The sequence below is a fragment of the Streptococcus parasanguinis genome (assembly GCF_031582885.1).
GTDB classification, from domain to species: Bacteria; Bacillota; Bacilli; order Lactobacillales; family Streptococcaceae; genus Streptococcus; species Streptococcus parasanguinis_M.
Genome location: NZ_CP133988.1, coordinates 1,717,715 through 1,736,578, shown reverse-complemented (window position 1 = coordinate 1,736,578; position 18,864 = coordinate 1,717,715). Strand labels below are relative to the sequence as shown.

Here is an 18,864-nt window from a genome sequence, read left to right as displayed (position 1 = left end):
CAAGCAGTTAAAAATCTTTGTGATTTTGGCTGTCTGGCTCCCTTTTTTTTGTTTTTTATGCTAAACTATTAGATGGGGGTACGCTCATGATTAGGATATTTGGAAAGGTTCATTATCATTGGCAACCGGACTTATCTATTCTTGTGACTTATTGGTCCATTGCAGTGATTCCGGTCTTTATTGGACTGGCCTTGATGTATGAGAGCTCTAGTGTGCCAACGCTAGTTTTGTTTTCGTTCTTTTTATTTATGGTCTTGCTCGCGATTGGGGTCCATCGTTACTTCACGATCTATGAGGATGGGATCTTGCGGATTATTACAGCTAATCCTTTTACTCCAATCAAGGTGAAGATTGATTCGATTGAAAAGGTCGAAGTTAATAAGAAATCGATCAAGCTCATTTTTAATGATAGTTCGCGCAGTCGGACATTCTGTATGCGCAAATGGCCGAAAAAATACTTTATCAATGCACTTGCCTTAAATCCTTATTTTAAGGGAGAAGTAATCCTGACGGACAATTTCATCCATGTGGATTACTACGAGATGTATTATGCAGATAAATAAAAAAGCCCTCTTAATCTTTTAAGAGAGCATGAGTGGGGCATTCTTTAATAGCCTCGAGAACATCGTTTGTGACAGGAACTTCCTTTTCAAGGAGGTCGTCCTCTTCAGCAGCAAATTTAACGATGCCATTGTCATGGTAATCAAATAATTCAGAATAGGTCTGACAGAGACCGCAAGCGATGCAACGATCTGGAATTAACGTAACTTTCATACTTCTATTGTAATGATTTTTACGAGAAAAAACAAGGAGGAAGTCATGGCAAAAGAACCATGGGAAGAAGATATTTACGATGATGGAGAAGAAACATTGAAAAGAACGAGTAAGTTAAACGGAATCAAGGCAGATCGTCTATTGACGATTTTAGCCATTATTTTCTTTGTAGTAGTAGTGGCGATGGTCTGCTTGTTGATTTTCCTTTCAACAGGTGGCAGCAATAAATCAAAACAAATGTCTGGTTTCTACAATGGAGAGACTAAGGTTGAACAGAAATCATCAGCCCCTGCAGCACAAACTGACCAAGCGGCTAAAGACGATAGTTCAAAAGATGAGAACTCTGAAGAAGGCACAATCACTGTTCAAGCAGGTGAAGGGGAAGCAGCGATCGCTGCGCGTGCTGGTATTTCCATTGCCCAATTGGAACAGTTAAATCCATCTCATATGTCTACAGGATCTTGGTATGCCAATCCTGGTGATGTCGTTAAGATTCAGTAGGAGTTGAGGACAGCATGAAACAAATTCAAATTGCCATTGATGGACCGGCTTCTAGTGGAAAATCCACAGTTGCAAAGATCATTGCCAAGGATCTAGGCTATACGTATCTAGACACAGGAGCTATGTACCGTGCAGCGACTTACCTAGCTTTGCAAAATAATCTGACAGCTGAACAGGTTGATGACCTCTTAGCCCTTTTAGATCAGTATCCAATTAGTTTCGGTCGTTCGGAAGAAGGAGAGCAGCTTGTCTTTGTAGCGGACGTGGATATTACTCACCCGATTCGCGATAACCAAGTGACTAACAATGTTTCATGGGTTGCAGCACTTGCGCCGATCCGTGAAAAACTTGTCACTCTACAGCAAGAAATTGCAGCAGAGGGGGGCATCGTTATGGATGGACGCGATATTGGGACAGTTGTCCTTCCACATGCAGAGTTGAAGATCTTTTTGGTCGCTTCTGTTGAGGAGCGGGCAGAACGTCGTTATAAGGAAAATGTTGAAAAGGGCATCACAGCGGATCTTGAATTGTTGAAAAAAGAAATCGCTGAGCGTGACTATAAGGACAGCCACCGTACCGTTTCTCCTTTGAAACCTGCAGCTGATGCCATTCATTTTGACACAACGGGTGTTGGAATTGCAGACGTTGTTGCCTTTATTGAAGAAAAAGCAAAAAAACTTCTTGACAAAGAATAAAAAACTTGATATCATATAAAAGTTGAGAAAAGCAGAAGTGAGAACTTCTCGCCTTGTGACGCAAGTTGCCTGGCCCCTACGGATCAAGTTTCAGTAATGAAATACATCATGTAGTTCGGGCCTGTTTTGCAGGTCCGTTCTTTGTTTTTCTCGAATAATAAAAAAGAGGTGAAAACCATAGCAAAGCAAGACTTATTCATCAATGATGAAATTCGTGTACGTGAAGTTCGCTTAATCGGTCTTGAAGGTGAGCAATTGGGTATCAAACCACTTAGCGAAGCGCAAGCACTTGCGGACGACGCTAATGTTGACTTGGTTCTCATTCAACCGCAAGCTAAACCTCCTGTTGCGAAAATTATGGACTACGGTAAGTTCAAATTTGAGTACCAGAAGAAGCAAAAAGAACAACGCAAAAAACAAAGCGTTGTGACCGTTAAAGAAGTTCGTTTGAGCCCAGTGATTGACAAGGGTGATTTCGATACAAAACTTCGCAATGCTCGCAAATTCCTTGAAAAAGGAAATAAAGTGAAGGTATCCATTCGCTTTAAGGGTCGTATGATTACCCACAAAGAGATTGGTGCTAAAGTTTTAGCCGACTTCGCTGAAGCGACACAAGATGTGGCGATCATCGAACAACGAGCTAAGATGGATGGACGTCAAATGTTCATGCAATTGGCGCCAGCAACTGACAAGAAATAATCTGTCAGAAAGTTAAAAAAAGGAGAAAATATCATGCCAAAACAAAAAACACACCGCGCATCAGCTAAACGTTTCAAACGTACAGGTTCTGGTGGACTTAAACGTTTCCGTGCTTACACTTCTCACCGTTTCCACGGAAAAACTAAGAAACAACGTCGTCATCTTCGTAAAGCATCTATGGTGCATGCAGGGGATTTCAAACGTATCAAAGCAATGCTTACTCGCTTGAAATAATCGCGTATTCGTAAGTAAAGAATTCTAGGAAATATTGGAGGAAATATAAATGGCACGTGTTAAAGGTGGCGTTGTATCACGCAAACGTCGTAAACGTATTCTTAAATTAGCTAAAGGTTACTATGGAGCTAAACATATCTTGTTCCGTACTGCAAAAGAACAAGTAATGAACTCTTACTACTATGCATACCGTGACCGTCGTCAAAAGAAACGTGACTTCCGCAAATTGTGGATCACACGTATCAATGCGGCAGCTCGTATGAACGGACTTTCATACTCACAATTGATGCATGGTTTGAAATTGGCTGAGATCGAAGTAAACCGTAAAATGCTTGCTGACTTGGCTGTTAACGATGCAGCAGCTTTCACAGCTCTTGCAGATGCAGCTAAAGCAAAACTTGGTAAATAATATTTATAAGGCTGAGGAGTTTTCCTCAGTCTTTTTTTCTTGCTGATTTCATGCTATAATGAAAATAATCGGAACCGATATGAGGAGAGATGGAGGATACAAAGGTGACACACAATCGACTAGCATGGGATGAATATTTTGCAGCACAGGCCTTACTGATTTCGAATCGAGCGACATGTAATCGAGCGAAAGTAGGTGCTGTTCTGGTTAAGGATAATAAGGTCATTGCAACAGGGTATAATGGATCCGTTTCTGGGACAGATCATTGTCTAGAGGATGGCTGTCTTATGGTCGAGGGACACTGTGTCCGGACGATTCATGCGGAAGTCAATGCGATTTTGCAAGGAGCTGAACGTGGAATTCCTAAAGGCTTTACAGCTTATGTGACGCATTTTCCTTGTCTCAATTGTACCAAGCAGTTGCTTCAAGTCGGTTGCAAGCGAGTGGTATACATTCATCAGTACCGCATCGATGAATATGCCGAATACCTCTACCGCGAAAAAGAAGTAGAACTGGTTCATCTGCCGATTGAAGAAGTCAAAAAGGCTATTGCAGAGGCTGATTTTATTTAGGGAAGGCTTCCAGTCTATTTCATGATATGTTAGCAATCTAACTGGAAACCTGTCCAAATTAATGTTTAAGAGATAGCATTGAATAGATGGCTATCATGAAAAGAATAATGGAATCAAGTAAAATGGTGTTAACGGAAAAACATAAAAATATAAGAAAGTTAGGAGAAAGTGATGACAAACCAAGAGAAACATCTTGAGGAAAATAAAGAACATAGTAAGATCAGTGAAGATTATCCCAATTTTGTATCTGTTCAGAATTCTCCAAAAGAAAATAGCTTACATTCTATTCTTCTTTCAGCGACATTTTACTTATCCATTATCTATCTTGTAATGTTTGTCTTTTACTTTGCACCTTGGGGTGATGGTTGGGGATTTGTCGTTTTGATTTTCCTTGGTCCAAACTTATTAAGTCTTGCGATTGGAGCCTTTCTAATTCGACTAGGGATGAAGAAGGGGAATAAAAGCCTTCTCTATGCGAGTATTGGACTCTATCTGCTGTCTATCATCTTGGCTTTTGATCCGGACTGGGAAATATTTCGAATTGCTCCCTTATGTTTATGTATTTTGGATTTAATCGGAACACTCCTGGTTAAAGAAGTGAAAAGCTCTTAATTAAAAAATGGATATGGTCAACTCTACTCAATAAAAAATATTCGGGTCGATTAAAGCCCTAGTTAAATCAGTTCTTCCGCTCTATTTTTAAGCGCTATTATTTGAAAGAATAACTAAAAATGTTTGGAGAAAGTTATGACAGATCAACAAAAAAATCCTGAAGTAGATAAAGAAAATGAAGCATATGCTTCAGATGAAAGTCTTTTTCCGAACAATGAAATGAAGCCAGAGAAGAGAATTGGAAATTCTGTAATCCTTTCTATTGCTTTGTTCTTGGCCATTGTTTATATAGTTTTACTTTTATTAGGTCTCTTTTCAATGGGAGCGTGGGCTGGTGGCTTTTTGTACTTTTTGGGAATCCATATGATTAGCTTTGTGATAGCAACCATCCTGCTTTGGAATGGAATAGTGAATGCCAATAAAGCAACTCTTTATATGGCAGTGGCTATTTATGTTTTTTCATTTATTGCTGCGGGTGATCCGGATTGGGTGATTAATCATATACCACCGTTTGTGGTAGGAGTGCTGGTATTGATTGGAACTGTATTGTTAAAAAATGGAGACTGATGATAGGAGGTAGGGTGATAAATCCTATCTTTTTTATTTATTTATTTATTTATTTAGTACTGATAACGCAATAGGAAAACGGTTACAAATTGTGTTATAATTTAAATAAATGAATCGTTAAATACTTTTCTTAGAAAGTGGAGGAGAATCTATGTCTAGAAAAAAATGGTATGGTATACTGCTAATTCTTGAAGCAATTCTTTATCTTGTTTCTTATGGTAGTAGTCTAGTAGAGAGCTATAATGCCCAAAATTTAAATGGAGATATACCACTGATCACTACCTCTAGTATTTTTTCTATATGGGATGGAATGATTATTTGCTGGATAATTTGGAGAATCATGAAGCAACGTTTAAATGTTGAAGGATTGATAGCTGTTCTTCTCCTCTCGATTATCCAACTACTTATGCTTGTTTTACCCTCTTTTTCCCCAACAAATCTGATGAACATTTCCTTTCTGCTAAATATCATTTGTTTAATATGGATTTGCTTGCTTATAAAGAATGTAGAAATGAGGGAGCTTTTAAACAATTGGAAAAGTAAAGATAGTTGGAAATCATCGATAGCTTATTTAGTACTATTTGTTGCCTCTACAAATATTTCTCCACTATTTATATTGATTGGTATGGATAGAACGAGTGACATTTACGCTTTTACACTTCGATACATTGTAATGGAGTTAATGTTTCTACTTCTGATTAATGTTATGATCACAAGTACAAGTGAGAAACTTCAGAAAGTATTTTCTCTCTTGCTCATTTTATCTTCTCTTGTTGTGATAGGTGCAGTATACTCTTTCATCTCTCGTATAAGCTTTTACGGTCTCTTTTATCTTCTCTTATCGATTTATATTGCTTGTCGTGTTTTTGGTTTGTTTGAGAAAGTTGCAGATAGCTGGGAGTCCAAGGTGAAAGTACAAGATCTATCATCTATTGAAACTAAACCAGAGATAGCGGACTCTCAAGTGGAAGGAGAGATAGATATAAACGAACAGTTGAACACTGAAAAACCGTTAAACACTGATGAAGAAAATTTGCCAAAGAGGATCATTCTTCATTCGTCTTGGTTATGGAGCGCTTTAATAATAGCAGTCTGCCACCTTGGTATTATGATTTTTCCTTTATTTTTAGGAAACCCCATGTATCTACTGATCTTATATATTGGTGCCATCCATTATATTTGTTTTATGATTGCGACTTTCATCCTTTTCATAGCTATGAGGAATGGAAATGTGGGTCTCTTAAATACATCAGCTGTCTTATTTATTGTTTCCATCATAGGTACGCTAGATCCTTATTGGACAGGTCCAAATATTTTATCCTTGGTTTTAGGAGTCCTGGTATTTATTGGAGGTATATTATTTAAAAATGGAGACTGAGTAAAGTAGATAGGGTTGAAAATTTTTAAAGAACTGTTATCATTTAAGTAGATGGTAGGTTTTCGAGTACCCATTGGTACGCGGACGCCTACCATTTTTGAAGATAAAAAAAGCACCGTGTGAGGGTACTAAATCTTGCCTGCTGAACTCGTCAATTGATAGATATCCTACGGGGTATTATTTGTGAACTTTTTAGGAACTTTGAGGACTGTTTAAGTCAGTTTAACTGGGTAGTGCATAGACCGAAAAAGCTGATTTAATGGGCTTTTTGAAAAATCATTTTCCATATCATATGTAATGTGTTATAATGAAGTGTTATATGGTCCCGATAAGGTGGTAGAAATCTTCTATCAGTACTTTGTAACTCTATAACAATATTTTTTAAGGGGGGACATTTTTATGTCAGAACGTAAACTTTTCACGTCTGAATCAGTATCTGAGGGGCATCCAGATAAGATTGCAGACCAAATTTCAGATGCTATTTTAGATGCTATTTTAGAGCAAGATCCAGAAGCTCACGTGGCTGCGGAAACAGCTGTTTATACTGGTTCCGTGCATGTCTTTGGTGAGATTTCAACGACTGCTTATGTGGATATTAACCGTGTGGTTCGTGATACCATTGCAGAGATTGGCTATACCAATACGGAATATGGATTCTCTGCGGAGACGGTGGGAGTTCACCCATCCTTGGTGGAACAATCTCCTGATATTGCCCAAGGGGTTAATGAAGCCTTGGAAGTTCGTGGAAATGAAGATCAAGATCCACTTGATTTGATCGGAGCAGGAGATCAAGGTCTCATGTTTGGTTTTGCGGTGGATGAAACAGAAGAACTCATGCCATTACCAATTTCACTCAGCCACAAGTTGGTTCGTCGGTTGGCAGAGCTTCGGAAGTCTGGTGAAATCAGCTACCTTCGTCCAGATGCCAAGTCACAAGTCACTGTTGAGTATGATGAAAATGACCAGCCAGTGCGCGTGGATACGGTGGTTATTTCAACTCAACACGATCCAGATGTCAGCAATGAACAAATCCACCAGGATGTGATCAATAAGGTCATCAAGGAAGTGATTCCAGCTTCTTATCTAGATGCTGAGACCAAATTCTTCATCAACCCTACTGGTCGCTTTGTTATTGGTGGACCTCAAGGGGACTCAGGTTTGACAGGTCGTAAGATTATCGTGGATACTTATGGTGGTTATTCACGTCACGGTGGTGGTGCCTTCTCTGGTAAGGATGCCACTAAGGTGGACCGTTCCGCTTCTTATGCAGCTCGCTACATTGCCAAAAACATTGTAGCAGCAGGTCTTGCTAAGAAAGCAGAAGTGCAATTGGCTTATGCCATTGGGGTGGCTCAACCTGTCTCTGTTCGGATCGATACCTTCGGTACGGGAACAGTCGCTGAAAGTAAGCTTGAAAAAGCAGCACGTGAGATCTTTGATCTTCGTCCTGCAGGGATTATCCAAATGCTGGATTTGAAACGTCCAATCTATCGTCAAACAGCGGCTTATGGCCATATGGGACGGACAGATATTGACCTTCCATGGGAATGTTTGGACAAGGTAGAAGCCTTGAAAGAAGCTGTAAAATAATTAGTTGAAATGGAAAAGTTAGGGTCAAGTTGATCCTAGCTTTTTTTCGTTTTGAAAATTCCTACAGATGGAAAAATAGGTCAATCTGTGGTATAATAGATGCAGTATTTTGAATACGTTGTCCCTTTTATTTCCGTTACCAAAAACGATAGTAAAAGGAAAAAAGACTTGAAAGAGCTAATAAATTATTAAGATGAAAAAAATTGTAATAAATGGTGGTCGCCCTCTAAAAGGAGAGGTGACCATTAGTGGTGCAAAAAATAGTGTAGTAGCCCTGATTCCGGCGACCATTCTGGCGGATGATATCGTGACCCTTGATGGGGTACCGGATATCTCCGACGTGTCGAGTCTAATTGAAATCATGACCATCATGGGGGCTAAGATCGAGCGCAAAGAAGACAGTTTGATTATTGATCCACGTGGGGTGAAGAATATGCCCATGCCATTTGGAAAGATCAACAGTCTGCGAGCTTCCTATTATTTCTATGGCGGCCTACTAGGACGCTATGGTCAAGCAACGGTTGGACTGCCTGGTGGGTGTGACCTTGGACCACGTCCGATCGATTTGCATTTGAAGGCCTTTGAAGCGATGGGAGCTGCTATGACCATGGATGGCTCTAGTATGAAACTTGCGACTAATGGCAAGCCTCTTCAAGGAGCTAACATCTACATGGATACTGTTAGTGTCGGTGCAACGATCAATACGATTTTGGCAGCAGTCAAGGCTGAAGGTCGGACAGTGATCGAAAATGCGGCGCGGGAACCTGAAATTATCGATGTGGTGACCTTGCTCAACAACATGGGAGCCCATATTCGTGGAGCAGGGACAGATATTATTATCATTGATGGTGTTCCACAATTGCATGGAACGAGACATCAGGTGATTCCAGATCGTATCGAAGCAGGAACCTATATTGCCCTTGCAGCTGCTATTGGGGAAGGTATCCAGATCAATAATGTCCTATATGAGCATTTAGAGAGCTATATTGCTAAGTTAGAGGAAATGGGTGTGCGCATGACCATTTCTGAAGATAGTATCTTTGTAGAAAAGCAAACAGGCTTGAAGGCCATCCAGATCAAAACATCTCCTTATCCTGGTTTTGCGACTGACTTGCAACAACCGATCACGCCTTTGCTCTTAACGGCTGTAGGACGTGGTCGCATTGTTGATACGATTTATGAAAAACGGGTCAACCATGTACCAGAATTAGCTAAAATGGGGGCCACCATTTCGACCTTGAACGACCACATTATTTATGAAGGGCCAAATCAATTGACAGGATCCAGTGTGAAAGCGACGGATCTTCGAGCTGGTGCGGCTTTAGTGATCGCCGGTCTCATGGCTTCTGGAACAACAGAAATTACAAATGTGGAATACATCCTTCGCGGGTATTCAGATATTATTCATAAATTGACCCAACTTGGAGCAGACATCCAGTTGGTAGAGGAATAGTGACAGAACTTGGGATCTGATAGTGGCGGCTGGATACACGAACAATGGAGTTTGAAATGAATATTTGGACGAACTTAGCTGCCTATTCACTAATTGAAACACAAAGGTTGTATTTACGACCTTTTCTCTTTGAGGATGCGGAAGATTTTTATAAGATTGCTTCGAATCCTGAAAATTTACAATTTATCTTCCCTGCACAAGCCGATCTTGCTGAAACTCAATATGTACTAGCCAACTATTTCATGAAAAATCCTTTGGGGGTTTGGGCGATCTGTGATAAGGAAACCAATCAGATGATTGGCTCCATCAAGTTTGAAAAGTTGGATGAAATTAAGGGAGAGGCTGAGTTAGGCTACTTTTTACACAAAGATTTTTGGGGAAAGGGTCTGATGACAGAAGCGGTCAAAGAGTTGGTCTCTCTATCGTTTGAAAAATTTCAACTGAAGGAGCTTAAGATTGTCACCCATGTTGAAAATGCAGGGAGTCAAAAGGTTGCTTTGAAGGCTGGTTTTCGTCTCTTTCGTCAATTCAAAGGGAGTGACCGCTATACGCGTAAAATGCGCGATTATTATGATTTCCGCCTAGGTAGAGGGGACTTCTATGAGTAAACACCAAGAGATTTTAGACTATCTCGAAAAATTACCGATTGGAAAACGGGTCAGTGTCCGCAGTATCTCCAATTTTTTGAATGTCAGTGATGGGACGGCCTATCGTGCCATTAAAGAAGCTGAAAATCAAGGAATTGTCGAAACGCGTCCTAGAAGCGGGACCATCCGTGTCAAATCGCAAAAAGCTGTACTAGAGCACCTGACTTATCGGGAAATTTTAGAAATCACCGGTTCTGAAATATTAGCTGGTGAAGAGGGACTCGAAAAAGAATTTAATAAATTTTATATCGGTGCCATGACAGAAAAGCACGTCCTTGACTATGTTTCTGAAGGGGGGCTTTTGATCGTGGGTGACCGCACTAGCATCCAACGATTGGCTCTTAAGCATGACAATGCGGTCTTAGTGACGGGTGGCTTTGAAGTGAGTGAGGATGTGATTGATCTGGCCAATCAGGTACAAATCCCAGTCATCCGAACTTCACACGATACCTATACCGTCGCGACCATGATCAATAAGGCTTTGTCTAACATGCAGATCAAGACGGATATCTTGACAGTCGAGCAGGTCTATCGGCCCTTCCATGAGTACGGCTATCTTTCTGAGACGGATACGGTCCGGGATTATTTAGATTTGGTTCGAAAGAATCGCTTTAGTCGTTTTCCGGTTGTCAATCAGCACCAGATGGTAGTGGGCGTCGTAACCATGAGAGATGCTGGAGATAAGGCGCCTCAGACGACCCTTGATAAGGTGATGTCACGGACCATTTTTACCACTAATTTGTCCACCAGCATTGCGACGATTAGCCAACGGATGATCGCTGAAGATTATGAAATGATTCCTGTTGTTCGTAATAACCAGACCTTGCTGGGGGTTATTACGCGTCGGGATGTCATGGATCGGATTAGCAAGGTGCAGTTTTCGAGCTTACCAACCTTTAGTGAGCAGATCGGTCAAAAGATTCAGACAGAGAACGACCATTACCAATTCACAGTGGAGCCAAGTATGCTGGAGAAAAGCGGTGTTTTGGCCAATGGGGTCATGATCGAAGTGCTGATGAAGATTATTCGCAAGATGATGCAACACAGTGGGCGTAGCTTGATTGTCGAACAGTTGATCATCAATTTTTTACAGGCTGTGCAGGTGGATGATGTGATCCGCATTGAACCACAACTAGTTCGACGAACCAGACGTTCGGCCTTGGTTGATTTTAGCTTGTATTTAGATCTGCAGCTAGTTGCGAAAGCAACCATTACAATTAAGATTAATTAAACAAAAAGAAATGAGGAGACAATGATTACATTAAAATCACAACGTGAAATTGAAGCCATGGATCGTGCAGGTGATTTCCTTGCCAGTATCCATATTGGATTACGTGACTTGATCAAGCCAGGGCTTGACCTATGGGAAGTAGAAGAATATGTCCGTCGTCGCTGTAAAGAAGCCAATGTCTTGCCGCTTCAAATCGGTGTAGAAGGTAGTCTCATGGACTATCCTTATGCGACTTGCTGTGGTTTGAATGACGAAGTAGCCCATGCTTTTCCACGTCACGTCATTCTCAAAGATGGTGATCTCCTCAAGGTAGACATGGTCTTGTCAGAACCACTGGATAAATCTGTTTTGGATGTATCGAAATTAGATTTTGACAATGTGGCGCAAATGAAGAAAAACACTGAGTCTTATACTGGTGGCTTGGCGGACTCTTGCTGGGCTTATGCGGTTGGAAATGTTTCGCAAGAAGTCAAAGATTTGATGGACGTGACCAAAGAATGTCTCTATAAGGGAATTGAGAAAGCGGTCGTTGGCAATCGCTTGGGAGATATTGGTGCAGCGATTCAAGAGTATGCGGAAAGCAAAGGCTATGGCGTGGTGCGTGATTTGGTCGGACACGGTGTCGGGCCTACCATGCATGAAGAACCAATGGTCCCGCATTATGGTCGTGCTGGACGCGGTCTTCGTTTACGTGAAGGGATGGTCTTGACGATTGAGCCAATGATTAATACCGGTACTTGGGAGATTGATACAGATATGGAAACTGGTTGGGCCCATAAGACCCTCGACGGTGGACTTTCTTGTCAATACGAGCATCAATTTGTGATTACAAAAGATGGTCCAGTGATCTTGACTAGTCAAGGTGAAGAAGGAACATACTAAAACTAGAGAGGAAAGAATGGAGCTGAAGGCAAGTGTCTGGTTTCGCTCTTTGCTCTTTTTTAGTAAAATAGGGAGGTGACGAATGAAAAAGGTCCTACAAAAAATACTGGGACAGCCATTTATAAAGGGCTTCGTGCGGTTTTATCAGAGTGCAGAGTCTGATATCACTAGCATTGCGGTGGCCTATTATTTGCTGATCTCCATTTTCCCTTTGATGCTGATTGCAGCCAATATTTTACCCTACTTTCATATTCGTCCCACTCAGATTCTTTTAAGCTTACAAAAAGTCTTGCCAGCCTCCTTATATCGAATAGTGGCACAGATGATTTCGAGTGTCTTGACCAAACCTTCGACAGGCTTACTGAGTTTCTCGATTATTTCTGCTTTGTGGATCTTCTCTCAGAGCATTGCCTACCTCCAAAAAGCCTATAACAAGAGTTATGGGGTGGAAAAGGAGCGTGGTATTATCTGGGGGCGACTCTTTAGCTTTCTGATCAGTTTTGCCTTGCAGGGCTTGTTTGGACTCTCGCTGATCCTTTCCATGTTTGGGAAAATGATCGTTCGTTATCTCTATCAGACCTTTTCATTTGATCGGACGATTTATGTGCGCTTACTGAATTTGACAGAGCCGACCATCTACCTCTTACTTTTTGTCAGTCTGGTCTTGCTCTATTACACCCTTCCAAATGTCAAAATTCCAAAATTTAGATATGTATTGCCAGGGGCGACCTTTGTTGTTGCTGTCCTGTATGCGATCTTGAATATCTTTTGGAAATATGTGGATCGTTATGTGAGTCATTTCTTAGATGCTCGTTTCTTCGGTTCGGTCGTCCTAGCGGTCATCATGTTCTGGTTCATCTTGGTGGCAAAAATCATGATTATTGGTTGTATTTTAAACGCCAGTATCCAATTTGCCAGAGAAGCCAAGTTCCAAACGCGCAGTGGAGAAATTGTCTCTAAGTTAAAATCAGAAGAAGTGGACTTTCGGCATAGAGAAGTTTCACAAAAATTAAAGCGTCGGTTACGCTTGATAAAAAAAGAAAAAACGGAATAAGGGAGAGTGGGACAGAAAACGGTCATTCGTTAAAATTCGATTTCGTCGTCCCACCTCCGCACAGTTGAGTAGGGCTGTAAAAGCTGATGGGATCAGCGTAGTAGAGCCCACTCAACCACTGCGTCTTGCTTCACAATTCAAAAATAATTTAGAGGCTAGGACTTTTGTTCCAGCCTCTTTTTTTTATCCATTTTATTGCAAATGCAACAAAAATGTGTTATGCTATTGTCAATAGGAAAGGAGGAGTGGGATGAGTATTTTGCGTGAGATAGGCATCATTGCGCGAGCTCTGGATTCTATAGCAAATATTGAATTTCGAGATTTGGATTTGGCGCGTGGTCAATACCTTTACCTGGTGCGAATTGCGGAGCAACCTGGAATGATTCAGGAAGAACTCTCTGAGCTCTTAAAAGTCGATCGCTCAACTGTTGCCCGATCCGTAAAAAAACTAGAAGAACGAGGATTGATTCAGCAGCGCCCAAGGGGTGAAAACCTTAAAACCAAGGAATGGGAATTAACTGAAAAAGGCAAGCAGATTTACCCCTTCATTTTAGGGGAACATCTTTACTCTGAGACAACTGCCTTAAAAGGATTTTCCAAAGAAGAAGTCGCACAGTTAGAGGAGTATCTGATCCGAGTTCGTGAGAATATCACCCTGGATTGGGAACTAGTCAAAAAAGGTCAAAAAAGAAATTATAGTGAGGTAAAGCAATGAAAGTGACAGTCGATCAAGCATTTTGGGATTTATTTCCAACAGCTAGAATTACAGTGATGTCCTTGTATGGCATTGATAATACAGTAGATGAAGCCAAGGATCCTTATTTCAAAGAATTATTGGACAAGGGTGCCAAGCGAGCATGGGAATTTATCGATGAAGAAAACTATACCCAGAGTGAGTTCGTTCAAGAGTGGCGCCAAGCTTTTAGCAAGTTTAAAACAAAAAAAGGAGCCCGATCTTCCATCGAGGCACTCTTAAAACGGGTTTACCAGGGACGTGAATTCTATCCGATTAATCCTTTGGTGGATCTTTACAATAGCGTGTCGATGGCTTATGCCCTTCCTTGTGGGGGAGAAGATATGGATAAATTGGTGGGTGGCCTCTCTCTAGGTCAAGCGAAAGGAGGCGAACCTTTCTTTCCATTAGGAGCTGACGAAGATTCGCCAGCTTTGGAAGGGGAGATCATCTACTACGACCAAGAAGGCGCCGTTTGCCGTTGTTTGAATTGGCGTGAGGCTCAAAGAACCATGCTAACTGAAGATACCAAGGACGCTATTTTGGTCATTGAAGCCATCAACGAGGAGCAGGCCAAACGAGCCCAAACAGCCATGCAGGAATTGAAAGATCTAGCCAAGGATTATTTTGGGGTTGAAGGCACCATCTATCAATTAAGTGCAGAGCATGCAAGTATAGAAGTTTAAAAGAATAAGGCTTGAAACAATCGTTTCAAGCCTTATTTTTGTTTTTAAAGACAAAGAGTTTACTAAAGACGTAATTGAGGACCACAATGGCCACTTGTGCAAAGAGGGTTTCAATCAGATTGATTTGACTCTTGTTATTGTTGACAAATTGCCCGATAATTCCTGGGAATTGCTTGACAAAAATCTCAGTCAAGGCCATATCTAGAATAAAGGTCCCAGAGCGCGCAATTGCAAATCGAATCAAGCGCTGAAACCAGCCCTTTCTTTCTTGTTTAAAGACAATGGTATCGTTGGTCGCAAAGGCAAAGAGGATCCCAGCGATGTTTCCAATCGCGGTCGCTAATCGTTCATCACGAGACACTTGATAGATGAAGAGGCGGGTTCCGACGGAAACAATGGTTGTGGCAACCCCAAAAAAGAGATAGGATAAAATTTCATTATCAAAAAATTTTTTAATTAGTATTTTCATAAATTCAGTCTACCATAAAACCTCAAAATATGCTATACTTGAAAGGTTGAAGAAATCAAACCTTCAACCCTTGGTGCTTAAGATCCTTTCGCCAAGCATATTACACGCGGGAAAACCGCTAAAGGAGAATAGATGAAACAGTTAACTGCTCGTGATATGGCACAAATTGCCATTGTTGCTGCGATTTATATCGTATTGACCATTACCCCACCTCTTAACGCTATGGCCTACTATGGCTATCAATTCCGTGTTTCGGAAATGATGAATTTCTTAGCTTTTTACAATAAGAAGTACTTGATTGCGGTGACGCTTGGTTGTATGATTGCTAACTTATTTAGTTTTGGATGGATCGATGTCTTTGTCGGTGGAGGTTCAACCTTTGTCTTCTTAGGACTTGGACTCATTCTATTTGGTCGATTCAAAAACAAGTTCTTGTTTGACGGTCTTATTCGCTTGGACCATTTCTTGTTTGCGATTTTCTTTTCCATCTCCATGTTTACGATTGCCTTGGAACTATACTACCTTCAAGGCCAACCATTCTTCTATAACTGGTTGACTATGGGATTGGGTGAATTCGCATCCTTGATTTTTGGAGCGATTGTGATCAATCAACTTTCTAAACGGATCGATTTTACAAAATAGGAAAAGGGAGCTTTGGCTCCTTTTTTTAATGCTAAGAATGCAGTAAATTCAAGGCTAAATTAAGATTTTATGATAAAATAAGAACATGAAAACCAGAATGAAAGAATTAGTGGAATTACTCAATCGATATGCTTACGAGTATTACACAAAAGACGCTCCATCTGTTTCAGATAGTGAATATGATCAATTATATCGGGAGTTGGTGGAACTAGAAACTGCTCATCCAGATGAGATCTTACCAGAGAGTCCAACTCACCGTGTAGGTGGTGTGGTTTTAAAAGGCTTTACCAAATACCAGCACCAGTATCCCCTTTATAGTTTGCAGGATGCTTTTTCGCGTGAAGAATTAGAAGCCTTTGATCAGCGTGTCCGTAAGGAATTTCCTTCTATCAGCTATGTATGTGAGCTGAAAATCGATGGCTTGTCCATTTCCCTCACCTATGAAAATGGAGTCCTCGTAACGGGGGCGACACGTGGGGATGGTTCTGTCGGTGAGGATATTACAGAGAACCTCAAGCGGGTCAAGGACATTCCTTTGGTGTTACCAGAGCCAGTGAACATTACAGTTCGAGGCGAGTGCTACATGCCACGGGCTTCCTTTGATCGGGTCAATCAGATCCGTCAAGAAAACGGCGAGCCGGAGTTTGCTAATCCGCGGAATGCTGCTGCAGGAACACTTCGCCAATTGGATACGACAATCGTGGCCAAGCGAAATCTTGCAACCTTCTTGTATCAAGAAGTGAGCCCGACGGATCAAAGCAGTCAGGAAGGCGTGCTTGAGAAATTAGCCTGCTTAGGCTTTGTCGTGAACCAAGAGCGAGTGCTGGCTGAGGATATGGAGCAAATTTGGGACTTTATCCAAAAAGTAGCTCAACTTCGAGAGGATCTTCCCTACGATATCGATGGGATCGTCATCAAGGTCAATGACCTAGCTGTTCAAGAAGAACTAGGCTTTACCGTAAAAGCCCCTAAATGGGCTGTCGCCTATAAGTTTCCAGCTGAAGAAAAAGAAGCGAAAATCCTATCGGTGGATTGGACGGTTGGACGAACCGGTGTTGTGACGCCAACTGCCAATCTAACTCCAGTCCAGCTAGCAGGAACCACTGTTAGTCGGGCAACCTTGCACAATGTGGACTATATTGCTGAAAAAGACATCCATCAGGATGATACCGTCATTGTCTACAAGGCGGGTGATATCATTCCTGCGGTCTTGCGTGTTGTCAAAGATAAACGGGTATCTGATCAAGCATTAGCCATTCCAACTCAATGTCCTAGTTGTCAGAGTGAGTTGCTTCATTTTGAGGATGAGGTGGCCCTTCGCTGTATCAATCCGCTCTGTCCAGCACAGATTAAGGAAGGATTGAACCACTTTGCCAGTCGGGATGCTATGAATATCACAGGCTTGGGTCCAGCTGTTGTAGAGAAACTCTTTGCAGCTCAGTTAGTAGAGGATGTGGCAGGGATTTATCGTCTGACAGTCGAGGATCTATTGACCTTAGAAGGCTTTAAAGAAAAATCTGCTGAAAAACTCTATGAAGCTATTCAAGCTTCAAAAGAGAATTCAGCTGAGAAGTTACTCTTTGGTTTGGGGATCCGCCATGTCGGTAGCAAGGTTAGTCAAATCTTGCTCCAAGAATTCCATGACCTCGATCAATTGGCTACAGCTGATCCAGAACGGATTGCCAGCATTGATAGTCTCGGTATGGTCGTGGCTGAAAGTCTCAAGCGTTATTTCGCGCAAGAAGGATCCAAGCGCCTATTACAAGAGCTCAAAGAAGCTGGTGTCAATATGGCTTATCTTGGTGAGAAAGTCGCTGCTGATGCGGCCCTATCAGGAATGACAGTCGTTTTGACTGGGAAGCTAGAGCGACTCACGCGTTCAGAAGCCAAGGCAAAATTAGAAAGTCTGGGCGCTAAGGTAACTGGATCGGTTTCCAAAAAAACAGATTTAGTCGTTGCAGGTAGTGACGCTGGTAGCAAGTTAACCAAAGCACAAGAATTAGGAATCCAGGTAGAAGATGAGGCCTGGCTTGAAAGTTTATAGAGGATCTTTATGGTAGAACGAATCAAAAAAGCCCGTTTAATTTATAATCCGACCTCTGGGCAAGAAATTATCAAGAAAAATATTGCGGAAGTCTTGGACGTACTCGAAGATGTGGGCTATGAAACTAGCGCTTATCAAACGACTCCAGAACCATTTTCTGCCCAAAATGAAGCAGAAAGAGCCGCTAAGGCAGGCTTTGATTTAATCATTGCCGCTGGTGGAGATGGTACGATTAACGAAGTGGTCAATGGGGTTGCAGGTCTGGAAAATCGTCCGCAGATGGCCTTTATCCCGACTGGTACCACCAATGACTATGCGCGTGCCTTGAAGATCCCGATGGGTGATCCTGTGGCGGCTGCCCGCATTATAGAAAAAAACCAAACCATTCAAATGGATATTGGTCGTGCCTATGGCAGCAAGTATTTCATCAACATTGCTGCAGCAGGAACCATGACAGAATTGACCTTCAGTGTTCCAAGTAGTGTTAAATCTCGCTTGGGTTACTTTGCCTATGTGGCAGAAGCTGCTAAAATGTTGCCGCGAAACAAGGCTCGTAAGGTGCGGATTGAGCATGACAATGGTGTCTTTGAAGGGCCAGCGTCTATGATTTTCGTGGCCTTGACCAACTCCATTGCTGGTTTTGAAAGTGTCGCGCCAGATGCTAAGCTTGATGATGGGAACTTTACCTTGATTATCGTAAAAACTGCTAAGCTCTTTAACATGTTGTCCTTGATGATTCAGGCCATCAATGGAGGCAAGCATGTGCACGATGAAAATGTAGAATATCTCAAGACCAAGAAGTTGACGATCGAAATGTTAGGAAAAAATGCTCAACCATTCCGTATCAATCTAGATGGGGAGTACGGAGGAGATACTCCAGTTGAATTGGAAGTCTTCCATAATCACTTGGAATTCTTTGCAAATATTGATGAAATCAACAACGATGCTTTGGTTCACCCATCTGAAGAATAAAAACAAATAGTTGGAGTCCG

Annotated in this window: 23 protein-coding genes, 1 riboswitch and 1 other annotated feature; of the genes, 21 read left to right on the top strand and 2 right to left on the bottom strand. The window is 41.6% G+C overall.

Annotated elements, in window-relative coordinates:
• Positions 1-86 precede the first annotated feature (86 nt).
• Entirely contained in the window at positions 87-563 is a 477-nt protein-coding gene (locus RDV49_RS08385) for an EbsA family protein (RefSeq protein ID WP_037608346.1), read from the top strand.
• A 10-nt stretch (positions 564-573) separates the two neighbouring features.
• On the opposite strand, the gene RDV49_RS08380 is transcribed toward RDV49_RS08385, so the two are convergent.
• A complete protein-coding gene (locus RDV49_RS08380; protein ID WP_003006690.1) occupies positions 574-774 on the bottom strand; it encodes a ferredoxin in 201 nt (66 codons plus the stop codon).
• A 45-nt stretch (positions 775-819) separates the two neighbouring features.
• Here RDV49_RS08380 and RDV49_RS08375 point away from each other — a divergent pair, with 45 nt between their 5' ends.
• From RDV49_RS08375 to RDV49_RS08295, 17 genes are all read left to right on the top strand, one after another.
• Positions 820-1,275: an SAG1386/EF1546 family surface-associated protein gene (locus RDV49_RS08375; RefSeq protein WP_003006692.1), complete on the top strand. Its 456-nt coding sequence runs from the start codon at positions 820-822 to the stop codon at positions 1,273-1,275.
• A 14-nt stretch (positions 1,276-1,289) separates the two neighbouring features.
• Positions 1,290-1,970 carry a (d)CMP kinase gene (gene cmk / locus RDV49_RS08370; protein WP_003006695.1) on the top strand — a complete coding sequence of 227 codons (681 nt, stop codon included), beginning with the start codon at positions 1,290-1,292 and terminating at the stop codon, positions 1,968-1,970.
• Between the two features lie 23 nt (positions 1,971-1,993).
• Positions 1,994-2,122, top strand: a sequence feature (ribosomal protein L20 leader region).
• A gap of 16 nt (positions 2,123-2,138) precedes the next feature.
• The gene (gene infC / locus RDV49_RS08365) at positions 2,139-2,669 is read left to right on the top strand and encodes a translation initiation factor IF-3 (protein WP_003003721.1); all 531 of its coding nucleotides are present in this window, start codon (positions 2,139-2,141) and stop codon (positions 2,667-2,669) included.
• Positions 2,670-2,702: 33 nt separating this feature from the next.
• Entirely contained in the window at positions 2,703-2,903 is a 201-nt protein-coding gene (gene rpmI, locus RDV49_RS08360; protein ID WP_003003453.1) for a 50S ribosomal protein L35, read from the top strand.
• Between the two features lie 49 nt (positions 2,904-2,952).
• The gene (gene rplT, locus RDV49_RS08355; protein WP_000124834.1) at positions 2,953-3,312 is read left to right on the top strand and encodes a 50S ribosomal protein L20; all 360 of its coding nucleotides are present in this window, start codon (positions 2,953-2,955) and stop codon (positions 3,310-3,312) included.
• Positions 3,313-3,416: 104 nt separating this feature from the next.
• Positions 3,417-3,884 carry a deoxycytidylate deaminase gene (locus RDV49_RS08350; RefSeq protein WP_129824413.1) on the top strand — a complete coding sequence of 156 codons (468 nt, stop codon included), beginning with the start codon at positions 3,417-3,419 and terminating at the stop codon, positions 3,882-3,884.
• A gap of 171 nt (positions 3,885-4,055) precedes the next feature.
• Positions 4,056-4,496 (top strand): hypothetical protein, encoded by a 441-nt coding sequence (locus RDV49_RS08345; protein ID WP_003006704.1) that lies wholly within the window; start codon positions 4,056-4,058, stop codon positions 4,494-4,496.
• A gap of 135 nt (positions 4,497-4,631) precedes the next feature.
• On the top strand, positions 4,632-5,063 hold the full coding sequence (locus tag RDV49_RS08340) for a hypothetical protein (RefSeq protein WP_031574151.1): 432 nt from the start codon (positions 4,632-4,634) through the stop codon (positions 5,061-5,063).
• Between the two features lie 151 nt (positions 5,064-5,214).
• Positions 5,215-6,441 (top strand): hypothetical protein, encoded by a 1,227-nt coding sequence (locus RDV49_RS08335; RefSeq protein WP_003006709.1) that lies wholly within the window; start codon positions 5,215-5,217, stop codon positions 6,439-6,441.
• 399 nt (positions 6,442-6,840) lie between these two features.
• Positions 6,841-8,031, top strand: coding sequence for a methionine adenosyltransferase (gene metK / locus RDV49_RS08330; protein WP_003006712.1), 1,191 nt, complete (start codon positions 6,841-6,843; stop codon positions 8,029-8,031).
• A 193-nt stretch (positions 8,032-8,224) separates the two neighbouring features.
• Entirely contained in the window at positions 8,225-9,484 is a 1,260-nt protein-coding gene (gene murA, locus RDV49_RS08325) for a UDP-N-acetylglucosamine 1-carboxyvinyltransferase (RefSeq protein WP_003006715.1), read from the top strand.
• A gap of 56 nt (positions 9,485-9,540) precedes the next feature.
• Positions 9,541-10,092, top strand: a complete 552-nt coding sequence (locus RDV49_RS08320) for a GNAT family N-acetyltransferase (RefSeq protein WP_037607828.1) — start codon at positions 9,541-9,543, stop codon at positions 10,090-10,092.
• Positions 10,085-11,362, top strand: coding sequence for a CBS-HotDog domain-containing transcription factor SpxR (gene spxR, locus RDV49_RS08315; RefSeq protein ID WP_003006721.1), 1,278 nt, complete (start codon positions 10,085-10,087; stop codon positions 11,360-11,362). The genes RDV49_RS08320 and spxR overlap by 8 nt, the downstream gene beginning before the upstream one ends.
• A gap of 21 nt (positions 11,363-11,383) precedes the next feature.
• Positions 11,384-12,244: a methionyl aminopeptidase gene (locus tag RDV49_RS08310; protein WP_003006725.1), complete on the top strand. Its 861-nt coding sequence runs from the start codon at positions 11,384-11,386 to the stop codon at positions 12,242-12,244.
• 82 nt (positions 12,245-12,326) lie between these two features.
• Positions 12,327-13,298, top strand: a complete 972-nt coding sequence (locus RDV49_RS08305) for a YihY/virulence factor BrkB family protein (RefSeq protein ID WP_003006728.1) — start codon at positions 12,327-12,329, stop codon at positions 13,296-13,298.
• Positions 13,299-13,548: 250 nt separating this feature from the next.
• Entirely contained in the window at positions 13,549-14,013 is a 465-nt protein-coding gene (locus RDV49_RS08300) for a MarR family winged helix-turn-helix transcriptional regulator (RefSeq protein ID WP_003006732.1), read from the top strand.
• Positions 14,010-14,717 (top strand): B3/B4 domain-containing protein, encoded by a 708-nt coding sequence (locus RDV49_RS08295; protein WP_003006735.1) that lies wholly within the window; start codon positions 14,010-14,012, stop codon positions 14,715-14,717. The genes RDV49_RS08300 and RDV49_RS08295 overlap by 4 nt, the downstream gene beginning before the upstream one ends.
• 25 nt (positions 14,718-14,742) lie before the next feature.
• On the opposite strand, the gene RDV49_RS08290 is transcribed toward RDV49_RS08295, so the two are convergent.
• Positions 14,743-15,186, bottom strand: coding sequence for a GtrA family protein (locus RDV49_RS08290; protein WP_003006737.1), 444 nt, complete (start codon positions 15,184-15,186; stop codon positions 14,743-14,745).
• Between the two features lie 28 nt (positions 15,187-15,214).
• A riboswitch (PreQ1 riboswitch) is annotated at positions 15,215-15,321 on the top strand.
• Here RDV49_RS08290 and RDV49_RS08285 point away from each other — a divergent pair.
• The 3 genes from RDV49_RS08285 to RDV49_RS08275 all read left to right on the top strand — a co-directional run bounded on the left by RDV49_RS08285 (position 15,319) and on the right by RDV49_RS08275 (position 18,844).
• Positions 15,319-15,828 (top strand): QueT transporter family protein, encoded by a 510-nt coding sequence (locus RDV49_RS08285; RefSeq protein WP_003006740.1) that lies wholly within the window; start codon positions 15,319-15,321, stop codon positions 15,826-15,828. It overlaps the preceding riboswitch by 3 nt.
• 85 nt (positions 15,829-15,913) lie before the next feature.
• Entirely contained in the window at positions 15,914-17,872 is a 1,959-nt protein-coding gene (gene ligA / locus RDV49_RS08280) for an NAD-dependent DNA ligase LigA (protein WP_003006745.1), read from the top strand.
• Between the two features lie 9 nt (positions 17,873-17,881).
• Positions 17,882-18,844, top strand: coding sequence for a diacylglycerol kinase family lipid kinase (locus RDV49_RS08275; RefSeq protein WP_003006748.1), 963 nt, complete (start codon positions 17,882-17,884; stop codon positions 18,842-18,844).
• Positions 18,845-18,864: the final 20 nt, after the last annotated feature.

What these genes read in the sequence shown, in the direction of transcription:
- RDV49_RS08385 (WP_037608346.1), top strand. Translation starts at nt 87, where the DNA reads ATGATTAGGATATTTGGAAAGGTTCATTATCATTGGCAACCGGACTTA.
- RDV49_RS08380 (WP_003006690.1), bottom strand. Translation starts at nt 774, where the DNA reads ATGAAAGTTACGTTAATTCCAGATCGTTGCATCGCTTGCGGTCTCTGT.
- RDV49_RS08375 (WP_003006692.1), top strand. Translation starts at nt 820, where the DNA reads ATGGCAAAAGAACCATGGGAAGAAGATATTTACGATGATGGAGAAGAA.
- cmk (WP_003006695.1), top strand. Translation starts at nt 1,290, where the DNA reads ATGAAACAAATTCAAATTGCCATTGATGGACCGGCTTCTAGTGGAAAA.
- rpmI (WP_003003453.1), top strand. Translation starts at nt 2,703, where the DNA reads ATGCCAAAACAAAAAACACACCGCGCATCAGCTAAACGTTTCAAACGT.
- rplT (WP_000124834.1), top strand. Translation starts at nt 2,953, where the DNA reads ATGGCACGTGTTAAAGGTGGCGTTGTATCACGCAAACGTCGTAAACGT.
- RDV49_RS08345 (WP_003006704.1), top strand. Translation starts at nt 4,056, where the DNA reads ATGACAAACCAAGAGAAACATCTTGAGGAAAATAAAGAACATAGTAAG.
- RDV49_RS08340 (WP_031574151.1), top strand. Translation starts at nt 4,632, where the DNA reads ATGACAGATCAACAAAAAAATCCTGAAGTAGATAAAGAAAATGAAGCA.
- RDV49_RS08335 (WP_003006709.1), top strand. Translation starts at nt 5,215, where the DNA reads ATGTCTAGAAAAAAATGGTATGGTATACTGCTAATTCTTGAAGCAATT.
- metK (WP_003006712.1), top strand. Translation starts at nt 6,841, where the DNA reads ATGTCAGAACGTAAACTTTTCACGTCTGAATCAGTATCTGAGGGGCAT.
- murA (WP_003006715.1), top strand. Translation starts at nt 8,225, where the DNA reads ATGAAAAAAATTGTAATAAATGGTGGTCGCCCTCTAAAAGGAGAGGTG.
- RDV49_RS08320 (WP_037607828.1), top strand. Translation starts at nt 9,541, where the DNA reads ATGAATATTTGGACGAACTTAGCTGCCTATTCACTAATTGAAACACAA.
- spxR (WP_003006721.1), top strand. Translation starts at nt 10,085, where the DNA reads ATGAGTAAACACCAAGAGATTTTAGACTATCTCGAAAAATTACCGATT.
- RDV49_RS08310 (WP_003006725.1), top strand. Translation starts at nt 11,384, where the DNA reads ATGATTACATTAAAATCACAACGTGAAATTGAAGCCATGGATCGTGCA.
- RDV49_RS08305 (WP_003006728.1), top strand. Translation starts at nt 12,327, where the DNA reads ATGAAAAAGGTCCTACAAAAAATACTGGGACAGCCATTTATAAAGGGC.
- RDV49_RS08300 (WP_003006732.1), top strand. Translation starts at nt 13,549, where the DNA reads ATGAGTATTTTGCGTGAGATAGGCATCATTGCGCGAGCTCTGGATTCT.
- RDV49_RS08295 (WP_003006735.1), top strand. Translation starts at nt 14,010, where the DNA reads ATGAAAGTGACAGTCGATCAAGCATTTTGGGATTTATTTCCAACAGCT.
- RDV49_RS08290 (WP_003006737.1), bottom strand. Translation starts at nt 15,186, where the DNA reads ATGAAAATACTAATTAAAAAATTTTTTGATAATGAAATTTTATCCTAT.
- RDV49_RS08285 (WP_003006740.1), top strand. Translation starts at nt 15,319, where the DNA reads ATGAAACAGTTAACTGCTCGTGATATGGCACAAATTGCCATTGTTGCT.
- ligA (WP_003006745.1), top strand. Translation starts at nt 15,914, where the DNA reads ATGAAAACCAGAATGAAAGAATTAGTGGAATTACTCAATCGATATGCT.
- RDV49_RS08275 (WP_003006748.1), top strand. Translation starts at nt 17,882, where the DNA reads ATGGTAGAACGAATCAAAAAAGCCCGTTTAATTTATAATCCGACCTCT.